Annotated in this window: 31 protein-coding genes and 3 tRNA genes; 30 read left to right on the forward strand and 4 right to left on the reverse strand. The window is 39.1% G+C overall.

From position 1 onward, the window contains the following. Positions 1 to 6: 6 nt before the first annotated feature. The 15 genes from rplE (at position 7) to rplQ (ending at position 8009) form a co-directional block, all read left to right on the forward strand. Positions 7 to 549 (forward strand): 50S ribosomal protein L5, encoded by a 543-nt coding sequence (gene rplE, locus RHP56_RS01005; RefSeq protein ID WP_002816024.1) that lies wholly within the window; start codon positions 7 to 9, stop codon positions 547 to 549. A 133-nt stretch (positions 550 to 682) separates the two neighbouring features. Continuing rightward, entirely contained in the window at positions 683 to 1081 is a 399-nt protein-coding gene (gene rpsH, locus RHP56_RS01010; RefSeq protein WP_002816023.1) for a 30S ribosomal protein S8, read from the forward strand. 24 nt (positions 1082 to 1105) lie between these two features. Further along, positions 1106 to 1642 carry a 50S ribosomal protein L6 gene (rplF, locus tag RHP56_RS01015; protein WP_002816022.1) on the forward strand — a complete coding sequence of 179 codons (537 nt, stop codon included), beginning with the start codon at positions 1106 to 1108 and terminating at the stop codon, positions 1640 to 1642. An 80-nt stretch (positions 1643 to 1722) separates the two neighbouring features. Beyond that, entirely contained in the window at positions 1723 to 2076 is a 354-nt protein-coding gene (gene rplR, locus RHP56_RS01020) for a 50S ribosomal protein L18 (protein WP_002816021.1), read from the forward strand. A gap of 19 nt (positions 2077 to 2095) precedes the next feature. After that, complete coding sequence (rpsE, locus tag RHP56_RS01025) at positions 2096 to 2602, forward strand: 30S ribosomal protein S5 (RefSeq protein WP_002816020.1); 507 nt, start codon at positions 2096 to 2098, stop codon at positions 2600 to 2602. An 11-nt stretch (positions 2603 to 2613) separates the two neighbouring features. Further along, positions 2614 to 2796: a 50S ribosomal protein L30 gene (gene rpmD / locus RHP56_RS01030; RefSeq protein ID WP_002816019.1), complete on the forward strand. Its 183-nt coding sequence runs from the start codon at positions 2614 to 2616 to the stop codon at positions 2794 to 2796. 30 nt (positions 2797 to 2826) lie between these two features. Continuing rightward, positions 2827 to 3261: a 50S ribosomal protein L15 gene (gene rplO, locus RHP56_RS01035; protein WP_010292117.1), complete on the forward strand. Its 435-nt coding sequence runs from the start codon at positions 2827 to 2829 to the stop codon at positions 3259 to 3261. Next, entirely contained in the window at positions 3261 to 4595 is a 1335-nt protein-coding gene (secY, locus tag RHP56_RS01040) for a preprotein translocase subunit SecY (RefSeq protein ID WP_011679136.1), read from the forward strand. The genes rplO and secY overlap by 1 nt, the downstream gene beginning before the upstream one ends. Then, positions 4588 to 5151 (forward strand): adenylate kinase, encoded by a 564-nt coding sequence (locus tag RHP56_RS01045; protein ID WP_002816016.1) that lies wholly within the window; start codon positions 4588 to 4590, stop codon positions 5149 to 5151. Before secY ends, RHP56_RS01045 begins: the two co-directional genes overlap by 8 nt. A gap of 106 nt (positions 5152 to 5257) precedes the next feature. After that, on the forward strand, positions 5258 to 5473 hold the full coding sequence (gene infA, locus RHP56_RS01050; protein ID WP_002816015.1) for a translation initiation factor IF-1: 216 nt from the start codon (positions 5258 to 5260) through the stop codon (positions 5471 to 5473). 44 nt (positions 5474 to 5517) lie between these two features. Further along, positions 5518 to 5637, forward strand: coding sequence for a 50S ribosomal protein L36 (gene rpmJ / locus RHP56_RS01055; protein ID WP_002816013.1), 120 nt, complete (start codon positions 5518 to 5520; stop codon positions 5635 to 5637). 76 nt (positions 5638 to 5713) lie between these two features. Then, a complete protein-coding gene (gene rpsM, locus RHP56_RS01060) occupies positions 5714 to 6085 on the forward strand; it encodes a 30S ribosomal protein S13 (RefSeq protein WP_002816010.1) in 372 nt (123 codons plus the stop codon). A 125-nt stretch (positions 6086 to 6210) separates the two neighbouring features. Then, positions 6211 to 6597 (forward strand): 30S ribosomal protein S11, encoded by a 387-nt coding sequence (gene rpsK, locus RHP56_RS01065; RefSeq protein WP_011679137.1) that lies wholly within the window; start codon positions 6211 to 6213, stop codon positions 6595 to 6597. A 47-nt stretch (positions 6598 to 6644) separates the two neighbouring features. Continuing rightward, positions 6645 to 7589, forward strand: a complete 945-nt coding sequence (locus RHP56_RS01070) for a DNA-directed RNA polymerase subunit alpha (RefSeq protein WP_462794713.1) — start codon at positions 6645 to 6647, stop codon at positions 7587 to 7589. 36 nt (positions 7590 to 7625) lie between these two features. Further along, a complete protein-coding gene (rplQ, locus tag RHP56_RS01075) occupies positions 7626 to 8009 on the forward strand; it encodes a 50S ribosomal protein L17 (RefSeq protein ID WP_002816006.1) in 384 nt (127 codons plus the stop codon). Between the two features lie 41 nt (positions 8010 to 8050). Here the strand turns inward: rplQ and RHP56_RS01080 are convergent, their stop codons facing one another. Together RHP56_RS01080 and RHP56_RS01085 are read right to left on the reverse strand one after the other, a co-directional pair. After that, the gene (locus tag RHP56_RS01080; protein ID WP_014324210.1) at positions 8051 to 9049 is read right to left on the reverse strand and encodes a polyprenyl synthetase family protein; all 999 of its coding nucleotides are present in this window, start codon (positions 9047 to 9049) and stop codon (positions 8051 to 8053) included. A gap of 68 nt (positions 9050 to 9117) precedes the next feature. Then, positions 9118 to 10788 (reverse strand): NAD(P)/FAD-dependent oxidoreductase, encoded by a 1671-nt coding sequence (locus RHP56_RS01085; protein WP_011679140.1) that lies wholly within the window; start codon positions 10786 to 10788, stop codon positions 9118 to 9120. 174 nt (positions 10789 to 10962) lie between these two features. Between RHP56_RS01085 and RHP56_RS01090 the strand changes: the two genes are divergently transcribed. The 8 genes from RHP56_RS01090 (at position 10963) to RHP56_RS01125 (ending at position 16760) form a co-directional block, all read left to right on the forward strand. Further along, positions 10963 to 11781: an energy-coupling factor transporter ATPase gene (locus RHP56_RS01090; RefSeq protein WP_010282672.1), complete on the forward strand. Its 819-nt coding sequence runs from the start codon at positions 10963 to 10965 to the stop codon at positions 11779 to 11781. Then, on the forward strand, positions 11757 to 12614 hold the full coding sequence (locus RHP56_RS01095; RefSeq protein ID WP_011679141.1) for an energy-coupling factor transporter ATPase: 858 nt from the start codon (positions 11757 to 11759) through the stop codon (positions 12612 to 12614). The genes RHP56_RS01090 and RHP56_RS01095 overlap by 25 nt, the downstream gene beginning before the upstream one ends. Then, on the forward strand, positions 12607 to 13410 hold the full coding sequence (locus tag RHP56_RS01100; RefSeq protein ID WP_002816000.1) for an energy-coupling factor transporter transmembrane component T family protein: 804 nt from the start codon (positions 12607 to 12609) through the stop codon (positions 13408 to 13410). The genes RHP56_RS01095 and RHP56_RS01100 overlap by 8 nt, the downstream gene beginning before the upstream one ends. Before the next feature lie 20 nt (positions 13411 to 13430). Beyond that, on the forward strand, positions 13431 to 14198 hold the full coding sequence (gene truA, locus RHP56_RS01105) for a tRNA pseudouridine(38-40) synthase TruA (RefSeq protein ID WP_010281220.1): 768 nt from the start codon (positions 13431 to 13433) through the stop codon (positions 14196 to 14198). 49 nt (positions 14199 to 14247) lie between these two features. After that, positions 14248 to 14658: a pyridoxamine 5'-phosphate oxidase family protein gene (locus RHP56_RS01110; protein ID WP_011679143.1), complete on the forward strand. Its 411-nt coding sequence runs from the start codon at positions 14248 to 14250 to the stop codon at positions 14656 to 14658. A 137-nt stretch (positions 14659 to 14795) separates the two neighbouring features. Beyond that, on the forward strand, positions 14796 to 15239 hold the full coding sequence (rplM, locus tag RHP56_RS01115) for a 50S ribosomal protein L13 (RefSeq protein WP_002815997.1): 444 nt from the start codon (positions 14796 to 14798) through the stop codon (positions 15237 to 15239). Positions 15240 to 15257: 18 nt separating this feature from the next. Further along, positions 15258 to 15653 (forward strand): 30S ribosomal protein S9, encoded by a 396-nt coding sequence (rpsI, locus tag RHP56_RS01120; protein ID WP_002815996.1) that lies wholly within the window; start codon positions 15258 to 15260, stop codon positions 15651 to 15653. A 189-nt stretch (positions 15654 to 15842) separates the two neighbouring features. Continuing rightward, positions 15843 to 16760: a LysR family transcriptional regulator gene (locus tag RHP56_RS01125; protein ID WP_050884513.1), complete on the forward strand. Its 918-nt coding sequence runs from the start codon at positions 15843 to 15845 to the stop codon at positions 16758 to 16760. 22 nt (positions 16761 to 16782) lie between these two features. Here RHP56_RS01125 and RHP56_RS01130 read toward each other — a convergent pair whose 3' ends face one another. Beyond that, the gene (locus RHP56_RS01130) at positions 16783 to 17967 is read right to left on the reverse strand and encodes an oxidoreductase (RefSeq protein WP_102753239.1); all 1185 of its coding nucleotides are present in this window, start codon (positions 17965 to 17967) and stop codon (positions 16783 to 16785) included. Positions 17968 to 18742: 775 nt separating this feature from the next. Between RHP56_RS01130 and RHP56_RS01135 the strand changes: the two genes are divergently transcribed. Then, positions 18743 to 18825: transfer RNA gene (locus tag RHP56_RS01135), tRNA-Tyr, on the forward strand. 37 nt (positions 18826 to 18862) lie between these two features. Continuing rightward, positions 18863 to 18934: transfer RNA gene (locus RHP56_RS01140), tRNA-Gln, on the forward strand. A 95-nt stretch (positions 18935 to 19029) separates the two neighbouring features. On the opposite strand, the gene RHP56_RS01145 is transcribed toward RHP56_RS01140, so the two are convergent. Continuing rightward, a tRNA-Leu gene (locus RHP56_RS01145) sits at positions 19030 to 19114 on the reverse strand. Positions 19115 to 19226: 112 nt separating this feature from the next. Here RHP56_RS01145 and RHP56_RS01150 point away from each other — a divergent pair. The 5 genes from RHP56_RS01150 to RHP56_RS01170 all read left to right on the forward strand — a co-directional run bounded on the left by RHP56_RS01150 (position 19227) and on the right by RHP56_RS01170 (position 24073). Beyond that, positions 19227 to 19562: a hypothetical protein gene (locus RHP56_RS01150; protein WP_011679147.1), complete on the forward strand. Its 336-nt coding sequence runs from the start codon at positions 19227 to 19229 to the stop codon at positions 19560 to 19562. Further along, positions 19559 to 20368, forward strand: coding sequence for a triose-phosphate isomerase (tpiA, locus tag RHP56_RS01155; protein ID WP_002815975.1), 810 nt, complete (start codon positions 19559 to 19561; stop codon positions 20366 to 20368). Before RHP56_RS01150 ends, tpiA begins: the two co-directional genes overlap by 4 nt. 141 nt (positions 20369 to 20509) lie before the next feature. After that, positions 20510 to 21835 (forward strand): phosphopyruvate hydratase, encoded by a 1326-nt coding sequence (gene eno / locus RHP56_RS01160; protein WP_011679148.1) that lies wholly within the window; start codon positions 20510 to 20512, stop codon positions 21833 to 21835. Positions 21836 to 21930: 95 nt separating this feature from the next. After that, the gene (locus RHP56_RS01165; protein ID WP_011679149.1) at positions 21931 to 22518 is read left to right on the forward strand and encodes a DNA-3-methyladenine glycosylase I; all 588 of its coding nucleotides are present in this window, start codon (positions 21931 to 21933) and stop codon (positions 22516 to 22518) included. 76 nt (positions 22519 to 22594) lie between these two features. Then, complete coding sequence (locus RHP56_RS01170; protein ID WP_048592650.1) at positions 22595 to 24073, forward strand: Ppx/GppA phosphatase family protein; 1479 nt, start codon at positions 22595 to 22597, stop codon at positions 24071 to 24073. Positions 24074 to 24078: the final 5 nt, after the last annotated feature.

Here is a 24078-nt window from a genome sequence, read left to right on the forward strand (position 1 = left end):
ATTTTCATGGCTAATGCTTTAAAAGAAAAATATGTTAATGAAGTTCAACCTGCTTTGATCGAAAAGTTTAACTTTAAGTCATCAATGCAAGCCCCAAAGATTGATAAGATCGTCTTGAATATGGGTGTTGGTGATGCGGTTTCAAACTCAAAGAACTTGGATGAAGCGGTTGAAGAATTGAAGTTGATTGCTGGTCAACAACCAGTTATCACAAAGGCAAAGAAGTCAATCGCTGGGTTCCGTTTGCGTGAAGGTATGTCAATCGGAACAAAGGTTACACTACGTGGAGAACGTATGTATGACTTTTTAGACAAGTTGATCAACATTTCATTACCTCGTGTTCGTGATTTCCGTGGTGTATCATCAAAGGCCTTTGATGGCCGTGGTAACTATACACTGGGTATTCGTGAACAATTAATTTTCCCTGAAATTGACTTTGACAAAGTTAACCGCGTACGTGGTTTGGACATTGTTATTGTTACGACAGCGCAAAACGACGAAGAAGGTCGTGAGTTGTTAACACAAATGGGAATGCCATTTGCTAAGTAATTGGTAAATAAAAATGTTGTTGCTCTAAATGAGTGACGCGTTTTTAACTGTTATTGACAGAAATAGTCTATAATAGTTAAGAGCGTGTCATTTTGCATGATTACGTTCAAAATAAAAAGGAGGATATCGATAGATGTCTATGACTGATCCAATTGCTGATTTTTTGACTCGCGTTCGTAATGCCAATTTGGCACGTCACGAAGTAGTTGAAGCTCCAGCATCAAAAATTAAGAAGAGCATCGCTGAAATCTTGAAAGCAGAAGGTTTTATCCGTGACTTTGAATACATCGATGACAACAAGCAAGGTGTTATCCGTGTATTTCTCAAGTATGGGGAAGATCGTAATCGTGTGATTACAGGAATTCAACGTATCTCTAAGCCAGGCTTGCGTAAGTATGCTAAGGCTGAAGAGTTACCAAAAGTTTTGAACGGTTTGGGAATTGCTATTATCTCAACTTCTGCCGGTGTTATTACTGACAAAGAAGCACGTTCTAAGCAAGTCGGTGGCGAAGTTATCGCTTACGTTTGGTAATATATCTAAGAAAGGAGACTTACCATGAGCCGTATTGGAAACAAAACAATCACTTTACCAGCTGATGTAACTGTATCTCAAGAAGGTGCAGTTGTGACAGTTAAAGGACCAAAGGGTGAATTGTCACGTGAAATTGTTTCAGCTATCACAATGACTGTTGAAGGGAACGAAGTTTCTTTCAGCCGTGATAGCGATGACAGCAAGACTCGAGCATTGCATGGCACAACTCGTGCTAACGTTGCAAATATGGTCGAGGGTGTATCTGAAGGTTTCACTAAGACATTGAAGCTTGTCGGTGTTGGATATCGTGCAGCAAAGTCAGGATCAAAATTGACTTTGAGTGTTGGATACTCTCACCCTGTTGACTTTGAAGATCGTGAAGAATTGAGTGTTGAAGTACCAGATGCTTTGACAATCAAAGTTTCAGGAATTTCAAAGCAAAAGGTTGGCGATTTAGCAGCTGAAATTCGTGCCGTACGTTCACCAGAACCTTATAAAGGTAAAGGTATTCGTTACGAAGGCGAAGTTGTACGTCGTAAGGAAGGTAAGACAGGAAAGTAATTTATTACTTTTTGTCTGCCAAAACTTTATTAATAATAAACTTAAAATGGCATTTGCCATAAGAAAAGGAAAGCACAGCTATGATTTCAAAACCAGATAAGAATAAGCTCCGCGTAAAGCGTCATAAGCGCGTTCGTGGAAAAATCTCTGGTACTGCTGCTCGCCCACGTTTGAACGTTTTTCGTTCTAATGCAAACATCTACGCTCAATTAATTGATGACGTAGCGGGTGTAACGCTAGCAAGTGCCTCAAGTCATGATGCCGAAGTAACGGGATCAAAGACAGAACAAGCAGTTAAAGTTGGTGAGTTGATCGCTTCACGTGGTAAGGCCGCAAAGATCGAAGACGTTATTTTCGATCGTGGTGGTTACGTTTATCATGGACGTGTTCAAGCACTAGCAGATTCAGCCCGTGAAAACGGCTTGAAGTTCTAAGGAAAGGAGGAATATAAAAATGGTTGAATTCGTTAATCCTAAGTCACTTGGTGAATTAGAAGAGAACGTTGTTGCTATTAACCGTGTCACAAAGGTTGTCAAAGGTGGTCGTCGCTTGCGTTTCGCAGCTTTGGTCGTTGTTGGTGATAAGCAAGGACACGTTGGTTTTGGTACTGGTAAAGCACAAGAAGTTCCTGAAGCTATCCGCAAGGCTATTGAAGATGCTAAGCGTAAGTTGATTACTGTGCCAACAGTTTCTACAACTATTCCTCATGATGTCCTTGGTGAATGGGGCGGCGGTAAGATTTTAGTTAAGCCCGCCGAAGAAGGATCTGGTGTTGCCGCTGGTGGTGCAGCACGTTCTGTTATGGAACTTGCTGGTATTGCCGATGTGACTGCTAAGTCACTTGGTTCAGCAACACCAATTAACGTTATTCGTGCTACTTTCGACGCTCTTACAAGCTTGAAAGATGCCGAAGAAGTTGCTAAGTTGCGTGGTGTTTCTTTAGAACACTTAGCTGAATAAGGAGCGATAAAATGGCTGATTTGAAAATCACTTTGATTAAGAGTGCGGTTCATCGCTTACCTAAGCAACGCGCGATCGTTAAGTCTCTTGGACTTGGACGCGTATCTAGTTCAGTGGTGAAGCCTAACAACGAAGCTACACGTGGTGCGATTTTTCATATCGCTCACCTAGTTAACGTTGAAGAAGTTAAGTAATTACACAATTAAAATAGGAGGTACCGAAAGATGAATTTGAACGAATTACAACCAGCTGCCGGTTCACGTCATGTACGTAACCGTGTTGGTCGTGGTACATCATCTGGAAACGGTAAGACATCCGGACGTGGTCAAAAGGGTCAAAAGGCTCGTGGCAAAGTGCGTTTGGGGTTTGAAGGTGGTCAAATGCCTTTGTACCGTCGTATTCCAAAGCGTGGATTTACTAACATTTCACGTAAGGAATTCGCAGTTGTTAACTTGAACAAGTTAAACAGCTTTGATGATGGTACAGAAATTACACCAACACTTTTGATTGAAAACGGTATTGTTAAAAATCAAAAGTCTGGTATTAAGATTTTGGCTGTTGGTCAACTTGAAAAGAAGTTGACTGTTAAGGCACATAAGTTCTCTGCAGCAGCAGTTGCTGCAATCGAACAAGCCGGTGGGTCAACTGAGGTACTTTAATGCTTAGCACGTTATTTAATGCAGTACGTGAAAAGGACATTCGTAAAAAATTAGGGTGGACGTTTTTTATTCTGTTTATTTACAGAGTTGGAACGCACATAACTGTGCCTGGTGTTAACCCTTCTGCTATGTCTGAGATGGCTAGTTCCGGATTAATGAACATTTTGAACATCTTTTCTGGTGGTGGCCTGACAAACTACTCGTTGTTCGCAATGGGCGTGTCACCATACGTGACAGCACAAATTATTGTACAACTTTTGCAATTAGATATCGTGCCTCGCTTTGTTGAATGGAGTAAGCAAGGTGAAGTTGGTCGCCGAAAATTGAATAACGCTACACGGTGGTTAACGCTTGTTCTTGCGTTTGTTCAATCTGTTGGTATCACAGCTGGATTTAATTCATTGTCATCCTATGGATTAGTGAGTCAAACCAATAGCGTAATGTCATTTGTTGTAATCGGTTCTGTTATGACTATTGGAACATTTTTTGCAATGTGGCTTGGTGAAATGATTACTGAAAAAGGCTTAGGAAACGGCGTTTCAATGATTATTTTTGCGGGTATAATCGCCCAAGCACCAGAAGGTTTCTATGAAATTTTCAAAGAAAATATTCTGCAAGCAGACAGTAGTGACATGCTTAATGGTTGGATATTTGTTGTTGTATTAGTTATAGCGATGATTTTAGTGGTTGCATTTACGACATGGTCTTATGAAGGAACTCGTCGATTACAAATGCAGTATACGCGATCTGCCACATCATATGGTAGCGAAGCATATCTGCCACTAAAAGTAAATGTTTCTGGCGTTATACCGGTCATATTTGCCTCATCATTTATTAGTACACCACAAACGGTTATGTTAGCTTTTCAAGACAAATATTCATCAGCCCAGTGGTACCAAATTATGCAACAGATATTCAGTATGACAACGTTGCCTGGTGCAATTTTATATACTGCATTGATTGTTGTTTTCACATATTTTTATGCCTTTGTTCAAGTTAATCCTGATAAGTTATCAGAAAATCTACAAAAGCAAGGTGCATATATTGTTGGTGTTCGTCCCGGTGCAGAAACAAAAGCTTTCGTTTCAAAACTCTTGCTAAATTTGAGCTTTGTGGGATCAATTTTCTTGGGTGTTGTTGCATTGGTTCCGTTGATTGCATCGGATGTCTGGGGACTCAATGAAAAGATTGGTCTTGGTGGTACAAGCCTGTTAATTTCAATAGGTGTCGCTTTGGATCTAATTCGCCAAATTGATGGTTTGATGCAGAAAAAGAATTACGTTGGATTTATTACAAAAGATCAGTTAGCAGCTCGGGAGGCAATCAATGGCTAAAAATTTGATTTTGTTGGGTTTGCCAGGTGCTGGTAAAGGCACACAAGCAGACTTTATTGTGAAGGATTATTCTATTGTTCATATTAGTACTGGAGATATTTTCCGTGCTAATTTGGCAGAGAATACTGAATTAGGACAAAAGGCGCGTCAATTCATGGATGCGGGCGACTTAGTTCCTGACGAAATCACAAATGCTATGGTTGCTGATCGTTTAAACCAACAAGACGTTGAAACTGGTTTTATGCTTGATGGGTACCCTCGTAATGAAGCACAAGCAGTATTCCTAGATAAGTATTTATCAGATAACGGTAAATCTGTGTCAGCAACATTATATTTTGAAGTTGCTGATACATTGTTGCGCGAACGTCTTTTGGGACGTGGTCGAGCAGATGATACACCCGAAGTTATTGACAACCGTTTGGCAGTTAATAAAGCGGCTAACTTGCCTTTGGTAGATTATTATCAAAAAGCAGGTGTGTTGCACACAATCGATGGCGGTCGTGAACTTGCTGATGTGTATCATGATGTTAAGGAAGTTTTGGACAATTTAAATTAATTATTCAAAACGCCATTGTTGAGAGATATCAGTTTTTCTGGTATAATTTGATAGGTTAAGCACTTATCAACAATGTTGAACATTATAAGCACAGGAGGTTAAGTGCGTGGCCAACGATGTCATTGAAATCGAAGGTAAAGTGAAAGAAACTTTGCCAAATGCGATGTTCCAAGTGGAACTCGAAAATGGTGCTGTGATCTTAGCGCATGTATCTGGTAAAATCCGAAAGAATTTTATCCGTATCTTGCCAGGTGATCGTGTTACCGTTGAAATGTCACCATACGACTTAACGAAGGGTCGTATTACTTATCGTTTCCGATAAGTAAAAGATATAATAATCAGTTAACCGAATAGGAGGAATAGATTATGAAAGTACGCCCATCAGTTAAAAAGATGTGTGATGCTTGCCGTGTTATCAAGCGTAATGGTCGAACAATGATCATTTGTTCTGCTAACCCCAAGCATAAGCAACGCGCTGGAAAGTAATTTCTGCGTGTTATAAATATTGATTGAATAAAGACATAACTGTCATTTTCAAAAATACTAAAGGAGGTAAATTGTTATGGCTCGTATAGCAGGTATAGATTTGCCACGTGACAAGCGAATTGTCATTGGCTTAACTTACATCTACGGAATCGGTAATACTACTGCACAAAAGGTCTTGGCTGAAGCTGGCGTTTCTGAAGACGTTCGCGTACGCGATTTAACGTCTGACCAAGAAGATGCCATTCGTGCAACAGTTGACAAGTTAAACTTGCAATTAGAAGGTGACTTACGTCGTAAGGTATCACTTGATATTAAATCATTGCAAGAAATTGCATCATACCGTGGCATTCGTCATCGTAAGGGCTTGCCCGTTCGTGGACAAAACACGAAGAACAACGCTCGTACACGTAAAGGCCCAGCTAAAGCAATTGCTGGAAAGAAAAAGTAATTTACTTTTTCTTGTTGTATCCTCATCGATGCGACACATGATTATCGCAACCAAAGTTGTGTAATGTTGGTTAATTTATTTTAACCCGAGAAATTATAAGAAAGTATTGAAAAGGAGGCAAATAAATGGCAGGTCGTACAACGCGTAAGCGTCGTGTGAAGAAGAATATTGAATCTGGTGTGGCTCACATCCATTCAACATTCAACAACACTATTGTAATGATTACTGATGCACAAGGTAACGCAGTTGCTTGGTCATCAGCTGGTGCACTTGGCTTCAAAGGAAGTCGTAAGTCAACACCATTCGCTGCTCAAATGGCGGCGGAAGCTGCAGCAAAAAGTGCCATGGAAATTAACATGCGTACAGTTGCAGTAACTGTTAAGGGTCCTGGTTCAGGTCGTGAATCAGCTATCCGTGCTTTGGCAGCAGCTGGCTTGGAAGTAACATCAATTAAGGATGTTACACCAGTTCCCCATAACGGATCACGCCCACCAAAGCGTCGTCGTGTTTAATTGAATTTCATTGCTCTTGCTGTGAAAGAAGGGGTAAGAATTTACAGATGATTGAATTTGAAAAGCCAAATATTCATAACATCGAAGAGGATGCCCGCTACGGCAAATTTGTTGTAGAGCCTCTTGAGCGTGGATATGGTACGACACTTGGTAACTCGTTGCGTCGTATCTTATTGTCTTCGCTTCCTGGCGCAGCCGTTAATACGGTGCAAATTAACGGCGTGGTTCACGAGTTTTCAACCGTGGATGGCGTTGTTGAAGATGTCACACAAATTATCTTGAACCTCAAGAAGGTTGTGTTGGCGATTGACTCAGATGATGAACGTTCACTTGAAATTGATATTCAAGGGCCGGCAGATGTAACAGCTGCAGATTTGCAGGGTGGTGCTGATGTTGAAGTTTTGAATCCTGATTTGCATATCGCTACTGTGGCAGCAGGTAAGTCATTACATATGACAGTCACGGCAGTCAAAGGTCGTGGATATACATCAGCTGATGAAAATAAGAAGTTACGTGATGAAATGCCCATTGGTGTTTTAGCCGTTGATTCTATTTATACACCTATCGAACGTGTAAACTACCAAGTAGAAAACACACGTATCGGTGCGCGTGACGACTATGATAAGCTTACTTTTGATATTTGGACAAATGGTTCTATCAAACCAAGTGATGCCTTAAGTTTGGGTGCTAAGATCTTAGCTGAGCATCTTGGTTTGTTCATGGATATTTCTCCTGTAGCTGCTGAAGCTAGTGTTATGGTTGAAGCAGAGCCTGTTGCTGCTAGTGCATCAGATTCTGCACCAATTGAAGATCTAGATTTATCTGTTCGCTCATATAATTGTCTCAAACGGGCCGGTATCAACACTATTGTAGAGTTGACGGATCGCACTGAAGCTGACATGATGAAAGTGCGTAACCTCGGTCGGAAATCACTTGACGAAATCCAAGAAAAGCTCACTGATATGAACTTAGGATTTCGCAAGGAAGATTAACACATGTCTTTAAATTAAAAAAAGGAGGATTCACCAATGGCATATCGTAAATTGGGTCGTACATCTTCACAACGTAAAGCTATGTTGCGTGATTTGACAACTGATCTTTTGATCAATGGTCGTATTACTACTACTGAAGCACGCGCTAAAGAAGTTCGTAAGACAACTGATAAAATGATTACATTAGGTAAGCGTGGCGACTTAAACGCTCGCCGTCAAGCAGCTACTTTTGTTCGTAACGAAGTTGCGGACGTTATAGAAGATGGCGACGATGTTAAAGTACAATCAGCTTTGCAAAAGTTGTTTGATGATGTTGCACCTCGCTTTGCAGAACGTAATGGTGGTTATACACGAATTCTCAAGACAGTCCAACGTCGTGGCGATGCTGCGCAACTGGTTATCTTGGAGCTCGTTGATTAACAAAAAAACTTGAGAATTTATTTCTCAAGTTTTTTTTTTTGCTAATTTTTACGATTTAATAATAATGTGGCAAGATGGCTTAATTTTTGTCGTAATGCATTATTTGGCAATTTATTCAGGAGATCATCAAGTTCCTGACTATATTCAGCTAAAAGAGAATTTAGACGCGACATGGCATCACTTTCAAGAACAACATTGTGAATGTGTACGAGTTGATCATCGGTAATTCCATCTCTCAAAGCCAGTAGTTCCTTCAATTCTGCATTGATATCTGGATTTTCTAAAGCAAATAAGATAGGTGCTGTGTATATGCCATTTCGAATATCTTGACCAGCAGGTTTACCGAGTGAAAGCTGTTCAGTAATTGACTCAAAATCAAGATAGTCATCTAATAACTGAAAAGCAATGCCAAGATTCTCACCCAGTTTACCTACAACATCAAGTAATTGAGAACTTACACCATCTGAGCTTGTGGCTCCAAATAGGACACTGAGTTTAAATAAAGCAGCTGTCTTACCGGTGATTTGGGTGAGATAGTTATCAAAAGAAGTGTCAGTTAAATATCGATTGTGTTTTTGTGTTAATTCACCAAACAAGATATTTCTTAAAGCTTCTAATGCTAGCTTATTTGCTTGAATATTATCAGCATCATTTAATAGTGATAACATTCCAGTAAGCAAGTAATCGCCGGCATAAACAGCTGTATCCTTACCAAAATGTGCTTGAATACTATCTTGTCCGCGTCTCAGTTTGGATTCGTCAATGATATCATCGTGTATTAGTGTAGCAAGGTGCAAAAGCTCAATACTTGCTCCTAACACGATAGCTTTCTGATTGTACGGCGCATCAGTTAATTCGGAAAAAAGTAATGTCAGTGCAGGACGAACTAATTTTCCAGCACTAGCTTGTGAACGAATAGCATTATCAATTTCTGAAAAACCAATACGCCAACTTTCAGACATTTCTATTAATACATTTTGAAGCGGTGGGTTTAATTCTGGGAAAGTGTCCCAAATTTTTGGTAACGACGGCATTGCCATGGGAGTCTCTTTTCATTGATTATGTACAAAGTGCGAGAGTAATGATCCTCACACTTTATTATTATAACTTATTTTTCTAATTCATTATATGTTGATTTTGCTTTACCATACCAGAGACCACCAAAAATCTTTTGGAGTAGCGGCACGACATAAAAATCTAAACCAAATCCACGACCAGAACCGTTCATAATTGCCAAACTACTCAACATGACAAACCAGTGCGTGAGTTCAAACGAATGTGTTGCTCCGGAAACAATCGTAAGGAGGATTGATAATAAGCCCAAAGGCCACGTAAATAGTCCAAGTAAGATACCTGCGCCAGTAACAATTTCAATAAAGCTAGCAAGACCACTTTGCCAGAAGAAATTGTTTAAATCACCGGCATTTCCTAGTGCAACTAAAATCCAGAATATACCTAAAAACAAACGTAGTGGTGTTGACCATAGGACATTGCCAAGACGTGATATGCTTCCCTTGAACGGGTTACGGCCGTCTTCTGTACGGAAGAATTCATCCAACATATAATGGAAGATGGAATAGGCTGAACGGATTTGAGAGTAGAAGAAGAGGTTGATACCGTGCTTTGCAATGCTGGCGATAAATCCTGAAAAGTTAAGGCCCATTAAGCTAGCGACAGTGTAATGGGATCCAATTGAAACCGCGAAACCGTGATACTTTACAGCTTCAGAAAATGTTTTGGCTTTGCCTAGGCCAAAATCAGCAAGGATATTAGCAGACGCTGCACGAGCAGCACTTTCAGCACCTTCAACGGTTTGTGGGATTGGCCCGGTTTTTTCATCAACGTAAGAAAGTGTATCTCCAGCCACATAAATGTCCTTTTCTGGAGTGCCATCTTCTTTAGTGGCGCGCATATAATCATCAGCCTCAATACGACCACCACGGCCATATTTGAATCCCCAGTTTGATATGAATGATTTGGCTTTGACACCAGCAGTCCATATTAATGATTTTGTTGGTAATGTCGATCCGTCTTGGAAGAATACACCATTCTCATCGACCCCAGTGACTCTTGAGTTCAATCGTATATCAACACCATTGTCCTCCATATATTTGAAAGCCTTGTCAGCTAATTTGCGGTCTTTTAACATGTTTAGGATAGAAGGAGATGCCTCAAGTAGGACAAGCTTAATTTCGCTTTCATCTAATTTGTAAGTTTGAGCCAATACTTTACGTTGTTCGATAAATTCGCCCATTAGTTCGGCGCCCGTGAAACCAGATCCTACAACGGCAATAGTTAACATTTGTTCACGCTTGTCGGGATCAAGCTCAGCGGCTCCTTGACCAATAATGTTTTCAACGTGATTTCGAATTTTAAGTGATTCTTCCATTGACCACAATTCAAATCCATGTTCTTTAACGCCTGGCGTACCAAAATCGTTTGACTGACCACCAACTGCTAAAACAAGTTTTTCGTATGGAATATCACCCTGGGTTGTTGAGATTGTCTTTTTATCTTTATTGATATTTGTTACTTCAGTCGTTAATAATTTAACATTCTTATCTTGGTAGAAGAGATGTTCTAAATCTTCTTGCACATGTTTTGGTTTAACACGTTGAGAAGCAACTTCATGTAACTCTGTCATGTATGTAAAGTATGAATGCTTATCAACTAAGATGATATTATATTCTTTATGACTTCTTAGCTTTTTAGACAATGTTTTTGCTGCGAAGACGCCACCAAAACCGGCGCCGACAATGACGATATTTTTCTCGTTCATGGGATGCTTCCTTTGTGAAATTTATTGTTTATTAGCGTTTTACCTCTTCTAGTATAGACTAGTTTATGCTAATTTACTAGGTTTATGAGAGTAGTTCTTTGTGAAAATATGGAATTTGTATTGTGAAATGGTTCCACCTATTTTTTAGAGAAAAATATGCTAAAATAAGTAGTAATGGTTAAAGCGATAAAGATAGACAATTTAAAGTATAGTTATGACGAACGCTCCTTATTCAGCGATTTTAATTTAGATATTGATGCTGGACAATGGGTTGCATTGGTGGGACACAATGGCTCTGGTAAATCAACTTTGGCAAAACTGATTTTAGGGCTTTTAGTGGCAGAACAAGGTGATATTGATGTTTTTGATGAACGTCTGACTGTCGAAACTGTGCACCATGTCCGATCAAAAATTGGCATGGTTTTTCAAAATCCAGATAACCAATTTGTTGGTGCAACTGTTGCTGACGATGTTGCTTTTGGTCTAGAAAATATCCAGGTTGAGAGCTCGGAAATGCCTCAAAAAATAGATAATGCACTGACTATTGTTGGCATGCAAGAGTTTAAAAATCGGGAGCCACATACACTGTCAGGTGGACAAAAGCAACGCGTTGCCTTAGCAAGTGTGTTAGCACTACAACCCAAGATTATTATTTTAGATGAAGCGACTGCAATGTTAGATCCTGATGGCCGCGCTACGGTCATGGAGACATTACAGAAATTAAAAAAGCAGTTTGGGAAAGAGTTAACATTAGTGACTATTACGCACGATATGGATGAAGCGACACTCGCTGACCGAGTAGTGGTTATTAATGACGGGCAAAAAATCCTAGATGGTACACCAGCTGAAGTTTTTTCACAACGAAAAGCGCTACATGAAAATGGATTAGAGCTACCTTTTGCTAATGAGTTAGCATTTCATTTAAACGAGAAACCTAATAAATATATGGACGAAAGAGAACTGATACAGTGGCTATCAACTTTGAACAAGTGAATTTTAGTTATGGTGCTGGTACAACTTTAGCGCAGCCAATTCTGCATGATATTAATGTAACGATACCGGATGGACAAGTAACGGCAATTATTGGTCAGACTGGTTCGGGCAAGTCAACTTTCATACAACATTTAAATGGCTTATTGAAACCTACAACAGGACGAGTAGTTATTGATGATTTTGTTTTGACGAGCGACTTGAAGGAAAAAAACTTAACCTCTTTGCGGGCCAGAGTGGGTATGGTTTTTCAATTTCCAGAAAATCAGTTGTTCGCAAATACAGTCTTAGAAGACGTCATGTATGCCCCAATAAATTTTGGTTATGCTAAAGCAGATGCTGAGTTTGCGGCAAAAACTGCCCTGAAACAGGTGAATGTCTCTGAGGAATTATGGGATAAATCACCTTTTGAACTTTCGGGTGGACAGATGCGTCGTGTTGCTATGGCAGGGACGTTGGCAAGTAATCCAGATATTATTGTTTTAGATGAGCCAGCTGCTGGCTTAGATCCAAAAGGGCAAAAAGAATTGCTTGCAATTGTGAGAGGACTGAAAGAAGCAGGTAAACTGGTAGTTTTCATTTCTCATCAAATGGATCATGTAATTGCTGTAGCTGACCATGTAATTGTGATGCATGATGGTGGTGTTGTGGCAGAAGGAACGCCAGTTGAAATATTCAATAAAGATCTGGTTTGGTTTAAAACGGTTGCTTTGGATTTGCCTAAGGCAGGACAGTTTGCGGAGCAGTTGCGTCAAAAGGGACATATATTGCGGCATCGTCCATTATTATTGACGGAATTAGCGACTATGTTAAATGAGGAAAAACGGCATGAATAATATTATGATTGGCCGTTTTGTGCCAGGGGATTCTTGGATTCACCGTTTAGATCCAAGAACTAAAATGATTGGAACCTTTATTTTTATTTTTGTGATGTTGTGGTCAACATCGTGGGCGACCTATGCATGGTCAGCGGCTTTCGTTGTTTTAGCAATACGCTTAACAAAGCAGCCATTTAGACTTTATTGGGATGGATTAAAACCAATTTTTTGGCTAATTCTATTTACAGTGGTCTTGCAGCTTTTTTTTACGCCGGGAACACCAGTATTATTACATGCTGGACCACTAAAAGTGACGATTCCGGGCATTATTAATGCTATTTATGTTATGATTCGTTTTGTTTTAATCATTTTGATGTCAACAATTTTGACGTTAACAACGCCACCGACAAGTATTGCAAACGCGTTAGAATCTTTATTGAAGCCTTTGAAAAAGATCCATGTACCAGTAGCTGAACTTTCATTGATGCTATCAATCGCGCTGCGTTTTGTACCACTGTTAATGGATGAAACGCAAAAAATCATGAATGCACAAAAGTCACGTGGTATGAGCTTTTCAACAGGGGGACCAATTAAAAGAGCCAAAGCTATTGTGCCATTACTTATTCCGCTGTTCGTGGGTGCATTACAACGAGCACTAGATTTAGCCAATGCGATGGAGGTTCGTGGATTTCAAGACGCCACACAACGAACAAAGTATCGTGTACTATCTTATGGCAGCAATGATCGCAGCGCGTTTATAGGATTAATCGGGTTTACGATTATATTTATTGGTATTAAATTTTTTATAAAATGAGGCAATAAGAGGAGAAATTTATGCCACGATATAAAGCAGTTATAGCTTACGATGGTGCTGAATTTTTTGGGTTTCAATTGCAAACAAAAAACGGTGTTGAGTCTGTACGTACAGTCCAAGGGGAGCTTAATAAAGTCATCAATAAAATGGCAAAGAACCCATCACCGCAGATTAAAGTAGTAGGTGCATCGCGCACTGATACGGGTGTTCATGCTTTTGGTCAAGTAGTTCATTTTGATTTGCCATTCAATATTGATCCAGAAGGCGTGCGCAAGGGGATGAATACGTTGTTGCCATTTGATGTGGTTGTAAATCATGTAGAACATGTTTCTGATGACTTTCATGCACGATTTAATACACATTCTAAGCGGTATATTTATCGTGTATCTACGACTGACTACAAGGATCCTTTTAAACGCAAATACACGGGACATTTCCATTGGAAACTGGATATAAACAGAATTAAAGCTGCTTTACCTGACCTCTTAGGTGAGCATGATTTTGCTAGCTTTGCTGCCTCAGGAAATGAAACGGCTACAACTATTCGTTTGATTACTCGGGCTGACGTTGATGAGAAACCAGAAGAACATGAGATAGTATTCACCTTTGAAGGGAATGCTTTCTTATACAATCAAATCCGTATCATGGTTGGTGTACTATTAGAAATTGGTACCGGAAAACGACCAGTACATGATATTGTTCGACTGATAGAAGTTAAGGATCGGGAACAAGCTAGGTATACTGCACCAGCAAGTGGCCTATACTTGGACGAGATTGATTACAATTGAACAATATTTGTTATAATGAAACCAGTACTACTTTAAGGGGGGAGTAATTATGACGTTTTTTGAAGAGTATATTCAAGCTTCACGAGGGCTTGTTTTCGTGGCAACAACTAGAGATAATCAACCAAGTATTCGAATCATGGGATTTGCGGTCAGTCCAGAACGTGAAAATCTGTGGTACTTTAACGTTGATCCGACATCATATAAAGTTCATGATATCGATAATAATGACAAGGTAGCTATCATTACGCCATTTAATGAAAATGGCGCACGTATTGAATCAAATAATGCAACTATGAGACGTTCTGATAAAACATGGGCAGATGTTAAACCATTATTTATTGACAACAAATCTTATATGCAGGGGCACCCAGATATCGAAAATGAGATTGTACTGGAACTCCACATTCATTCTGCTAGTCTTGCGTCATATGGGTATAAAAAAGATGTTAATTTTGAGTAAAATAATTGACATGAGACGCTTTTTTGGTTAAGATAGAAGACGGTATTGTTTACCTCACGATAAGCCCCGGAAACTTATTGTAAATGCTTGGCAAGGAACGGCTGAGTCAGTAAACAACTAATCAAAGGAGCGCAAACATGCGTACAACATTTTTAGCAAAACCAGGTGAAATCGAAAAGAAGTGGTATATTATTGATGCAAAAGACGTCGTTTTGGGACGTTTGTCAACAGTAGTAGCTTCAATTTTGCGTGGTAAGAACAAGCCAACGTTCACACCAAACGTTGACATGGGTGACAATGTCATCATCATCAATGCAAGCGAAGTTAAGTTGACTGGTAAGAAGGCCACTGATAAGGTTTATTACCACCACTCAAACCACCCAGGTGGTTTGAAGGCTCGCACAGCTGGAAACTATCGTGAATTCAACCCTGAAAAGTTGCTTGAGTTATCAATCCACGGTATGTTGCCAAAGAACACTTTGGGACGTAAGCAAGGCTTGAACTTGCACGTGTATGCAGGATCAGAACATGATCACGCTGCACAAAAGCCCGAAGCACTTGACATCAACAAGTTAGTTTAAGAAAGGAGAATCTCAATTATGACTACAGCAGTACAATATGCCGGCACAGGTCGTCGTAAGAACTCAGTTGCTCGTGTACGTTTGGTTCCAGGTAATGGCCAAATCACAATGAACGGCAAGTCAATCGAAGAATATATTCCTTTTGCTAACTTGCGTGAAGTTGTTTTGCAACCATTTAACGTTACTGAAACATTAGGTAACTATGACGTATTAGTTAACGTTATTGGTGGTGGTTATTCTGGTCAAGCTGGTGCAACACGTCACGGTATCGCCCGTGCTTTGTTGACAGTAGATCCTGATTTCCGTGCAGCATTGAAGGCAGCAGGTTTGTTGACTCGTGACTCACGTATGAAGGAACGTAAGAAGCCAGGTTTGAAGAAAGCCCGTAAAGCATCACAATTCTCAAAGCGTTAATATTTTTATTATATCGGCGTTTAAAAACACTTTTCTTTTATTGAAAAGTGTTTTTTTGATTTGATATCACGTTGCTAGTAATTTAAATGTGATATACTGTTCATGAATTTAATCTTCATTTTGAAGCACTTAAAACTCTGTTTTTTAGTTTTTGTTTAGATACAGATAAATCATTTGAGGAGTACATCCATGAATTTTGACCAACTACTTTACGCGGAAGTTTTGGCTCAGCATAATTCTATGCAGAAAGCTGCTGATGTACTACACATCAGTAAGTCTGGACTAAGCATAGCCATACATCAACTTGAAAATGAATTAGAAGTAACTCTTTTTGATAAATCATCATCTGGAACTAAGCTAACCTCAGAAGGAAGACAATTATTGTCTTCAATTTCCGATATTTTACGTTTTAAAAATAATCTTGAGAAAACTGCTACGATTGTTGCTAATCCTCAAAAGCATCAAAAAGTTTCAATTCATTATATGAACACAATGTTAAAACCTTTTATCAGCACCTTTATTGATAATTATGTCGCTAAATTTGAAAATGTTCAGGTAAATATTAGTTGTCACGAATTTGAATCAATTGTTCGTCGTGTACGCAGTCAAGAAATTGATGCCGGCTTTATCGCAATAAATAATATCAATGATGAAAGCATTAAAAATTTAGATTTCACACCAGTTTGTGACAGTAAGTTAGTTTTATTTTGCGCACCGAATAATCCGCTAAATGCTTTGAATCGGCCGATATCTTTAACAGATTTAAAAAAACAAAAATTTAGTCTTTTCAATGATAAATTCCACGATGAAATTTTCGAAAGATTACAATTTCAATGTGGACCGTTATCACTTGTGTTAAGAGTCGATGATGCTTGGGCAATGAACCAAGCAATAATTAATTTAAACACCGTCTGTTTTGGTAGAATTGTTCAAGGGAATTTATCTAGTAATACAGATTTTTCGAAGCTTAAGATCATTGATATTGGTCATGTTTTTGATGATGATTTCAAGCTCGGTTGGTTAACTAATCCAAATTATATGATATCCGAGAAAGCCCAAGAATTACTGAGAGATATTACTGCAGAAGTAAAAAAAGATGCTCAATAAAGAGCATCTTTTTAAGTTAAATTTATTTTGTTCCGTCGTGAGTTACAGCGTCGCCTAGTTTAACATCTGTGAGCGTTTTAAGATAGTCTATGCCAGGCATATCGAAATATGCTGTGTTTGCAAGTAGATCAATCAATCCTGGTGTTAGATGTGATTCTTTCACTGATTCTTCGTTGAATTCTAAGAAAATATGGTCAGCTTGACCGTTTTTGATTTTATAACCAATTTGGTTGTCAATTAAAGTGGGGCGTCCTAAACTTACAATATCAACATATTGCAGAGCATCCTTCATTTTCTCAACTGTGTGGATACCGCCAGCAATCATCAGAAGAGCTGGCTTTTTTACTCGTTCTCCGAGTAGTTGTGCATAGTTTTTATCAGAATCGGTTGGCGTCGCAGTATAATCATTTGTCGAAAGGTGGACATAGTCAAATTCAAAATTTTCGGTCAATTGGTTAACTAGTAATTGAGCTTCGTGCCATGTATAGCCGATATTATCTTCGTGAACCTCTTCGGGGCTAATTCGATAACCGATAATAAAGTCTTTTGGGGCAATTTCCTTGGCTACCTTGAATACTTCTCGTGCGACTTCGAGGGCAAAATTCATCCGTTTTTCAAGACTACCGCCCCAAAAGTCAGTGCGAACATTAGAATAAGCAGAAAAAAATTCTTGATGCAAATAGTGATTTGCTCCGTGAATTTCGATGCCATCAAAGCCACTAGCAATTGCACGTTTTGTTGCGGTACCGAAATCTTTTACAATTTGCCAGACTTCATCTTCGGACAACTCGTGTAAAGGATAACTAATCCATGGAAAATCAATGTTTGAAGGTACCTCTACTTGTCCGCCGAGCGCATAGCGATACTGTGCCTCACGTCCAGAATGGACTAGTTGAAGGATAGCTTTATTACCATCTTTTTTTAATTTCTCAGTGATTTTTTTAAATCCTGGGACAAAACTATCGTCATAAATTGCTAATTGTTCACGGTCGGGTGCCCAAGAACGTGATGGACCGCCATTAGGACTGACGCTCGTGTACTCAACAATTACCATACCAGCTGATTGTGAACGGGCATTATAGTAATTGATTGTGTCTTGTGTTACTTTTTCATTTAAGCCACTATTTGTCAGCATAGGTGACTGAGCAGTCCTAGTATCTATTGTTGCGCCATGCCGAAAAGTTACCTTGTCTATTAAGTTTTTCATTATAAGAGCCTCCGTTTCATAAACAAAGTATAACATTTCACAAACTTTTCGGAATTTCTAAAAAATGAATGGATCGTCAACTTTTATTGAACACAACAGAATTTGAACGTGATGTGATGCCTAATAATATATTCATTTTATATTATTCTACATTAAAAAAATGGCTTCACCATATGAAAATAAAGCTTTTTCAATTTTAAAATAATTATGCTTCATTCGATGGATTATGTCATTCGTTCATAAATAATCCAAGCGATTAAGTATGTTAAAAACACAAGAGTCAGCATATTTGTTAACATTACAATAATAAAAATGCTTATACTTGTGATGTTTGTACTTATTGATAGACTGCGGTGAAAGGAATATGGATTGTATCATTGCAAATGCTATCAGCGGGGTAGTAATAATATTGCCTGTTTGCTCGAAAATAATTTTTTTCATGTTTGATTTTCCTCATTAATAGTGAATAGATCAGTCAGTGGTGTTTTCAGTGCTTGTGCTAACTGGAAGGCCAATATCAAAGAAGGTGTATAGTTTCCTTTTCTATAGAAACAATAGTTCGCCTTGAAACACCAATTTATTTTGCTAGAGATTCTTGCGTCAAATGAAGCGATTTTCTAACGGGTTGAACATTGTTATTAATTTTCATTAGAAGCCTCGCAATATTGATGAGCAATCTACTTCACTTTTAAATGTAATCACAACATGTAATTATCACAAAAATGCTTGCCATGTCTCTCAGTATTTGGTATACTATTATAGTTGTTTGAGATATGGGAGTGTAGCGAAGTCTGGCTAAACGCGACGGACTGTAACTCCGTTCCTTCGGGTTCGTAGGTTCGAATCCTACCGCTCCCATTGCCGATAAAAGCTAACGGCAAAATAAATTAGCTATTGCCCCTTCGCCAAGTGGTAAGGCATCGGTTTTTGGTACCGACATGCGCTGGTTCGAATCCAGCAGGGGCAACTATTAAAGGAATCCTTCGGGATTCCTTTTTTTGTATAAAATAAATTTTCAACACAAAGAAAAAGCTATACAATTAAGTATAGCCTTTGTTATAGTGCAGCTAGCGGGAGTCGAACCCGCACGCCCTAAACGGGCACAGGATCCTTAATCCTGCGCGTCTGCCAATTCCGCCACAGCTGCAAATATGAATTGACAACTATATAATTATACCCATTAAATCTAATCTCGTCAATAGATATTCAATGACAGCGAGCGTGTAATTTTGATAGAATAGAAGTAATGGAGAAAACACATGAGATTTTTTAATCGAAAAAAAACAGAAGTAATCACACCAGAAATACAGGCCCATAATGAAGCTTTACAAAATGAAAATGATGATTTATTAGATCAGATTGAAGCTTTGAAATTAGATGTTTCAGAACTGAAATCGGAAAACCAACATTTGACCGAACGCCTTTCACGTAGTAAGTACCAGCAAAAGTTAACTAAAACAGGTGGCGGACTGGCCGTTTTGTTTATTAGCTACATGTTGCTATCCTTGCTGGGTGAACCTTCTCGTTATATGATTTGGTTATTATTAATTGAGGCGGTCTTTATTTTTATGATGCTTAGAGGAGACGAAAAATGAGTCAACATAATGCTTCACGTATACCTTTTGTAGTTGCAAATTGGAAAATTAATAAGTTGCACGCTGATGTTGCAGAATTTTTGGACAAGGTGAACGGTAAGGTGCCTGCTGAAAATGTTGTGGAAACAGGTATTGCGGCACAAGATTTATTCTTGTCAGACATGGTTCGAGCTACAGCACAGTCACCCATACATATTGTCGCAGAAAATGTTCATTGGGAAGACAGTGGAGCTTACACAGGCGAAACATCACCAAAAGCATTGAAAGATATTGGCGCCAAATATGTTTTAATTGGGCATTTTGAACGTCGAAAGTTTTTTAATGAGACTGATTCAACAGTTAATTTGAAAGTCACTGCTGCACTTAGAAATGGCTTACGCCCAATTATCGATGTCGATGAGGATATGAGTACCTATGCCCAGTTTATGGACGCGGAACCCTCAGTGGCTCAAGTGGCTGCCGCGTTGGCAGGCGTCTCTGTTGACCAAATCCGCAACGTTACACTTGCGTATGAGCCCACATGGGCAATTGGATCAGGTGAGGCCGCAAGTGCGGTCCAAGCGCAAAAAGCAGCTCATCTGATACGTCAGACGCTGGCCAAGTTATATTCACCTGTTATTGCTGAACAAGTTCGCGTTTTATATGGCGGATCGGTGACACCAGACAACGCTCGCGAAATAATGTTGCAAAAAGATATAGATGGTGTGTTGGTTGGCACATCCGCTCTTGATCCAGAAAAGTTTCTACAACTTGTTGCCATTGCGCAAGATCCAGAAGTCCCAGAATTTAATATTGAGAATACTTAAAAAGCAGTGCCCTAAAAGGGTGAACTCAATAGTTGTTGCACATTACTTTGCTTTATGTATTGAGGAAATTTTTGGCTATGACTCTTACCCTGTGATATAATATACATGGTATATAACCGAAAACCAAAGGAGAATTAAAACATGTCTTTAATCACTGATATTATCGCACGCGAAGTCCTTGACTCACGTGGAAACCCTACACTTGAAGCTGAAGTTATCACAGAATTGGGTGGCTTTGGTCGTGGAATGGTCCCTTCAGGTGCATCAACAGGTGAACACGAAGCTGTTGAATTGCGTGATGGAGACAAGTCACGTTTTGGTGGTAAGGGAACAACAAAGGCTGTTGCCAATGTTAACGATGCTATCGCTAAGGCTTTGGTTGGTAAGTTCGACGTAACTGACCAACGTGCAATCGATCAAGCTATGATCGAACTCGACGGTACAGAAAACAAGGGTAACTTGGGTGCAAACGCTATTTTGGCTGTTTCAATCGCTGCTGCCCGTGCTGCTGCTGACGAATTAGGTGTACCTTTGTTCTCATACTTGGGTGGTGCAAATTCATACGTATTGCCAACACCTATGATGAACGTTATCAATGGTGGCGCTCACTCAGCAAACAAGGTTGACTTCCAAGAATTCATGATTATGCCTGTTGGCGCACCAACAGTTAAGGAAGCAATTCGTTATGGTTCAGAAACTTTCCACGCTTTGAAGAAGTTATTAGAAGCTGATGGTAAGGCAACTTCAGTTGGTGATGAAGGTGGATTTGCTCCTGACTTCGCTGATAACGAAGAACCTTTGAAATATTTGATCCGTGCGATTGAAGCCGCTGGTTATAAGCCTGGTAAGGATATCGCAATCGCTGTTGATGTTGCTTCATCAGAATTGTATGATGCAGAAACAAAGACATACAAGTTGCGTTGGTCAACTGGAGAAGAATTCACAACACCTGAATTTATCAAGTATCTTGAAGATTTGGCAGATCGTTACCCAATCATTTCAATCGAAGATCCTATCGACGAAAACGAATGGGAAGACTGGGCTGCAATTACCGCCGAATTGGGCAAGAAGGTTCAATTAGTTGGTGATGACTTCTTCGTTACTAACACACAATACCTTGAAAAGGGTATCAACATGGGTGCTGCTAACTCAATCTTGATCAAAGTTAACCAAATTGGTACTTTGACAGAAACTTTCGAAGCTATTGAAATGGCTAAGGAAGCTGGTTACACGGCTATCGTTTCTCACCGTTCAGGTGAAACAGAAGACACAACAATTTCTGACTTGGTTGTTGCTACAAACGCTGGCCAAATCAAGACAGGCTCATTGTCACGTACTGACCGTATCGCTAAGTACAACCAATTGATCCGTATCGAAGAATTGTTGGACACAACTGCTAAGTATAAGGGTATCCATTCATTCTATAACTTGTCAGCTGCTGCCCGCGAAGTTATTGAAAACAAGTAAAAAAAACTAAATCGGCCGTTTGGTCGTTTTTTTTTATATGAAATGATTAAAAACTATTTTGTCTTGCAAATATAAGTGAAAAAGGAGCAAGCACAATGGATGATTTGAAACGTTGCTCCTGGGTAGATAATTATCCAGATTCCAATATTATGACAACTTATCATGATGCAGAGTGGGGACAACCTAACCAATATAGTGACGAAAAGTTATTTGAACTGTTGACTTTAGAAGTGTTTCAAGCTGGGTTAAGCTGGGAGACCTCGTTAAAAAGACGTTCAGGGATGAACACTGCATTCCTCTCCTTTGATATTGATTTAGTGTCTAAAATGACAAACGAGGACATTGAACGATTAAAAAACAATCCTAATATTATTAGCAATAAACTAAAAATTACATCAACTATTCACAATGCACGAGTCATTAGACAGATTCGTCAGCAGAGGGGGAGTTTTTTTGACTATATGTGGTCGTTCACTGATGGTCAGATTATCAATCACCATATTACCAGTGGGGATGAAATTCCCAGTCAAAATGAATTATCGCAACAGATAACGAAGGACATGAAGAAACAAGGGTTTAAATTTATCGGACCGGTAATTGTGTATTCTTACCTGCAAGCAATAGGCATCATCAATGATCATGAACAGTGTTGTAGTTTTAATCCAGACAATGCAAGATTATAAGTAATAATGTAGTCATATTTTTTCTAATACAATCCTAATATTAAATGTGATAAACTACCCTTAGAGGGCTCAATCTATGGCAAAATTACAGGGTGTTATTCTTTTAAACACTGATGCTGCTGCATTGCAAATTGTTGACAGTCGTGGGCGTCAAATTGAGCATGTTAAGCGCGAATATAGCGAAAAAAATTTACCATTAGCTAGTTTTTCTGCTGAAGTGATGCAGCGTGCATTATCACAGCTACAACGATTCCAACAACTTCTTCGTGATTATGGTGTAGAAGATGTGCGTTTGTACGGTAGTGAAAACTTGTCCAAGATGCTGAATGCTATTTATTTTGTCGATCAAGTAGAAAATGTAACGGGCCTCGAATTACTTTGGCTAAATGCCAATCAAGAAAATTATTATCGGCAGTTGGCCTTGCGCGTTCATGATGAAAAAATTTTAAATGAACGGTACGCATTTGTACTAGGTGTTAGCTCTACAAGAATAGACTTATCCTATTTTGAAAATAATCAGTTTAAATTCTCGCAGCATTCAGCCATTGGACCAGTGCGATTAACACAGTCCATCAGAGATATGGCTGCAGAAATTACTGAAATACCAGATTTAATACCGGAATTTATTGATAGTAAATTAGCAGATTTTTGGCATATGTTACCGCCTTTTCAAGCAACTGATACAATTATTTTACTTGGTGCCGATGTATTAAATCAGCTGTTTTTAAATAAAAAGCCCAAAACTACAATTCATAAATCAGAGCTACAATCATTAATTCGTAGTTTTAATCAGATGAACAAACAAGCTATTGCTGAGCAATATAGCATTGATTTGAATGATATTTGGATGGTCTTCATGGAAGCTGTGTTGGTTGTCGAAGTGATGTCAGCTGTTGGTGCTAGTAATTTACATATGAGTAGCTTGACAGTCTTAGATGGGCTGGTCGTTAAAGACAACAATGCACAAAATGATATCATTACTGCCGCACGTGGTATTGCAGATAGATATATGGTTGAAGAGAAGCATCGAGAGTTGGTTCTGAGATATGCTTGGCGACTATTTGATCGTTTAAAAAGAATTCATCGATTGAGTGCGCGTGACCGGCTCTTATTAGGTGTCGCTGCTTTGACGCACGACGTTGGTAGTTTTATTAATTCTCAGAAGCATTATCAATATTCTGAAGAAATTCTAGAAGGAATTGATTTTCATGGATTATCAACCTCTGAGCAACGAATGATTGCGTCAATTGCACGGTATCATAGCGCTGAAACTCCTGATAATGCACTGCGATCAACGCAAGAGTTTTCTCCAAGGCAACGTATGCGCATTGCTAAAATGGCCGCATTATTACGCTTGGCGGATGCACTTGATGATAGCCGATTACAAAAAATTAGTAAATTAACTGTGTCTATCGGTACAGAAAAAATCACAGTAATCGGACAATCTGCCGCGGATTTGCAATTGGAAATGTATATATTTGCACAAAAAGCACATTTTTTTGAGGCTGTGTTTGGATTGCCCATTGTATTGAAACGTCAGGGGAAAAGGAGCTGAAAAGC

The organism is Leuconostoc sp. C5 (assembly GCF_056530425.1).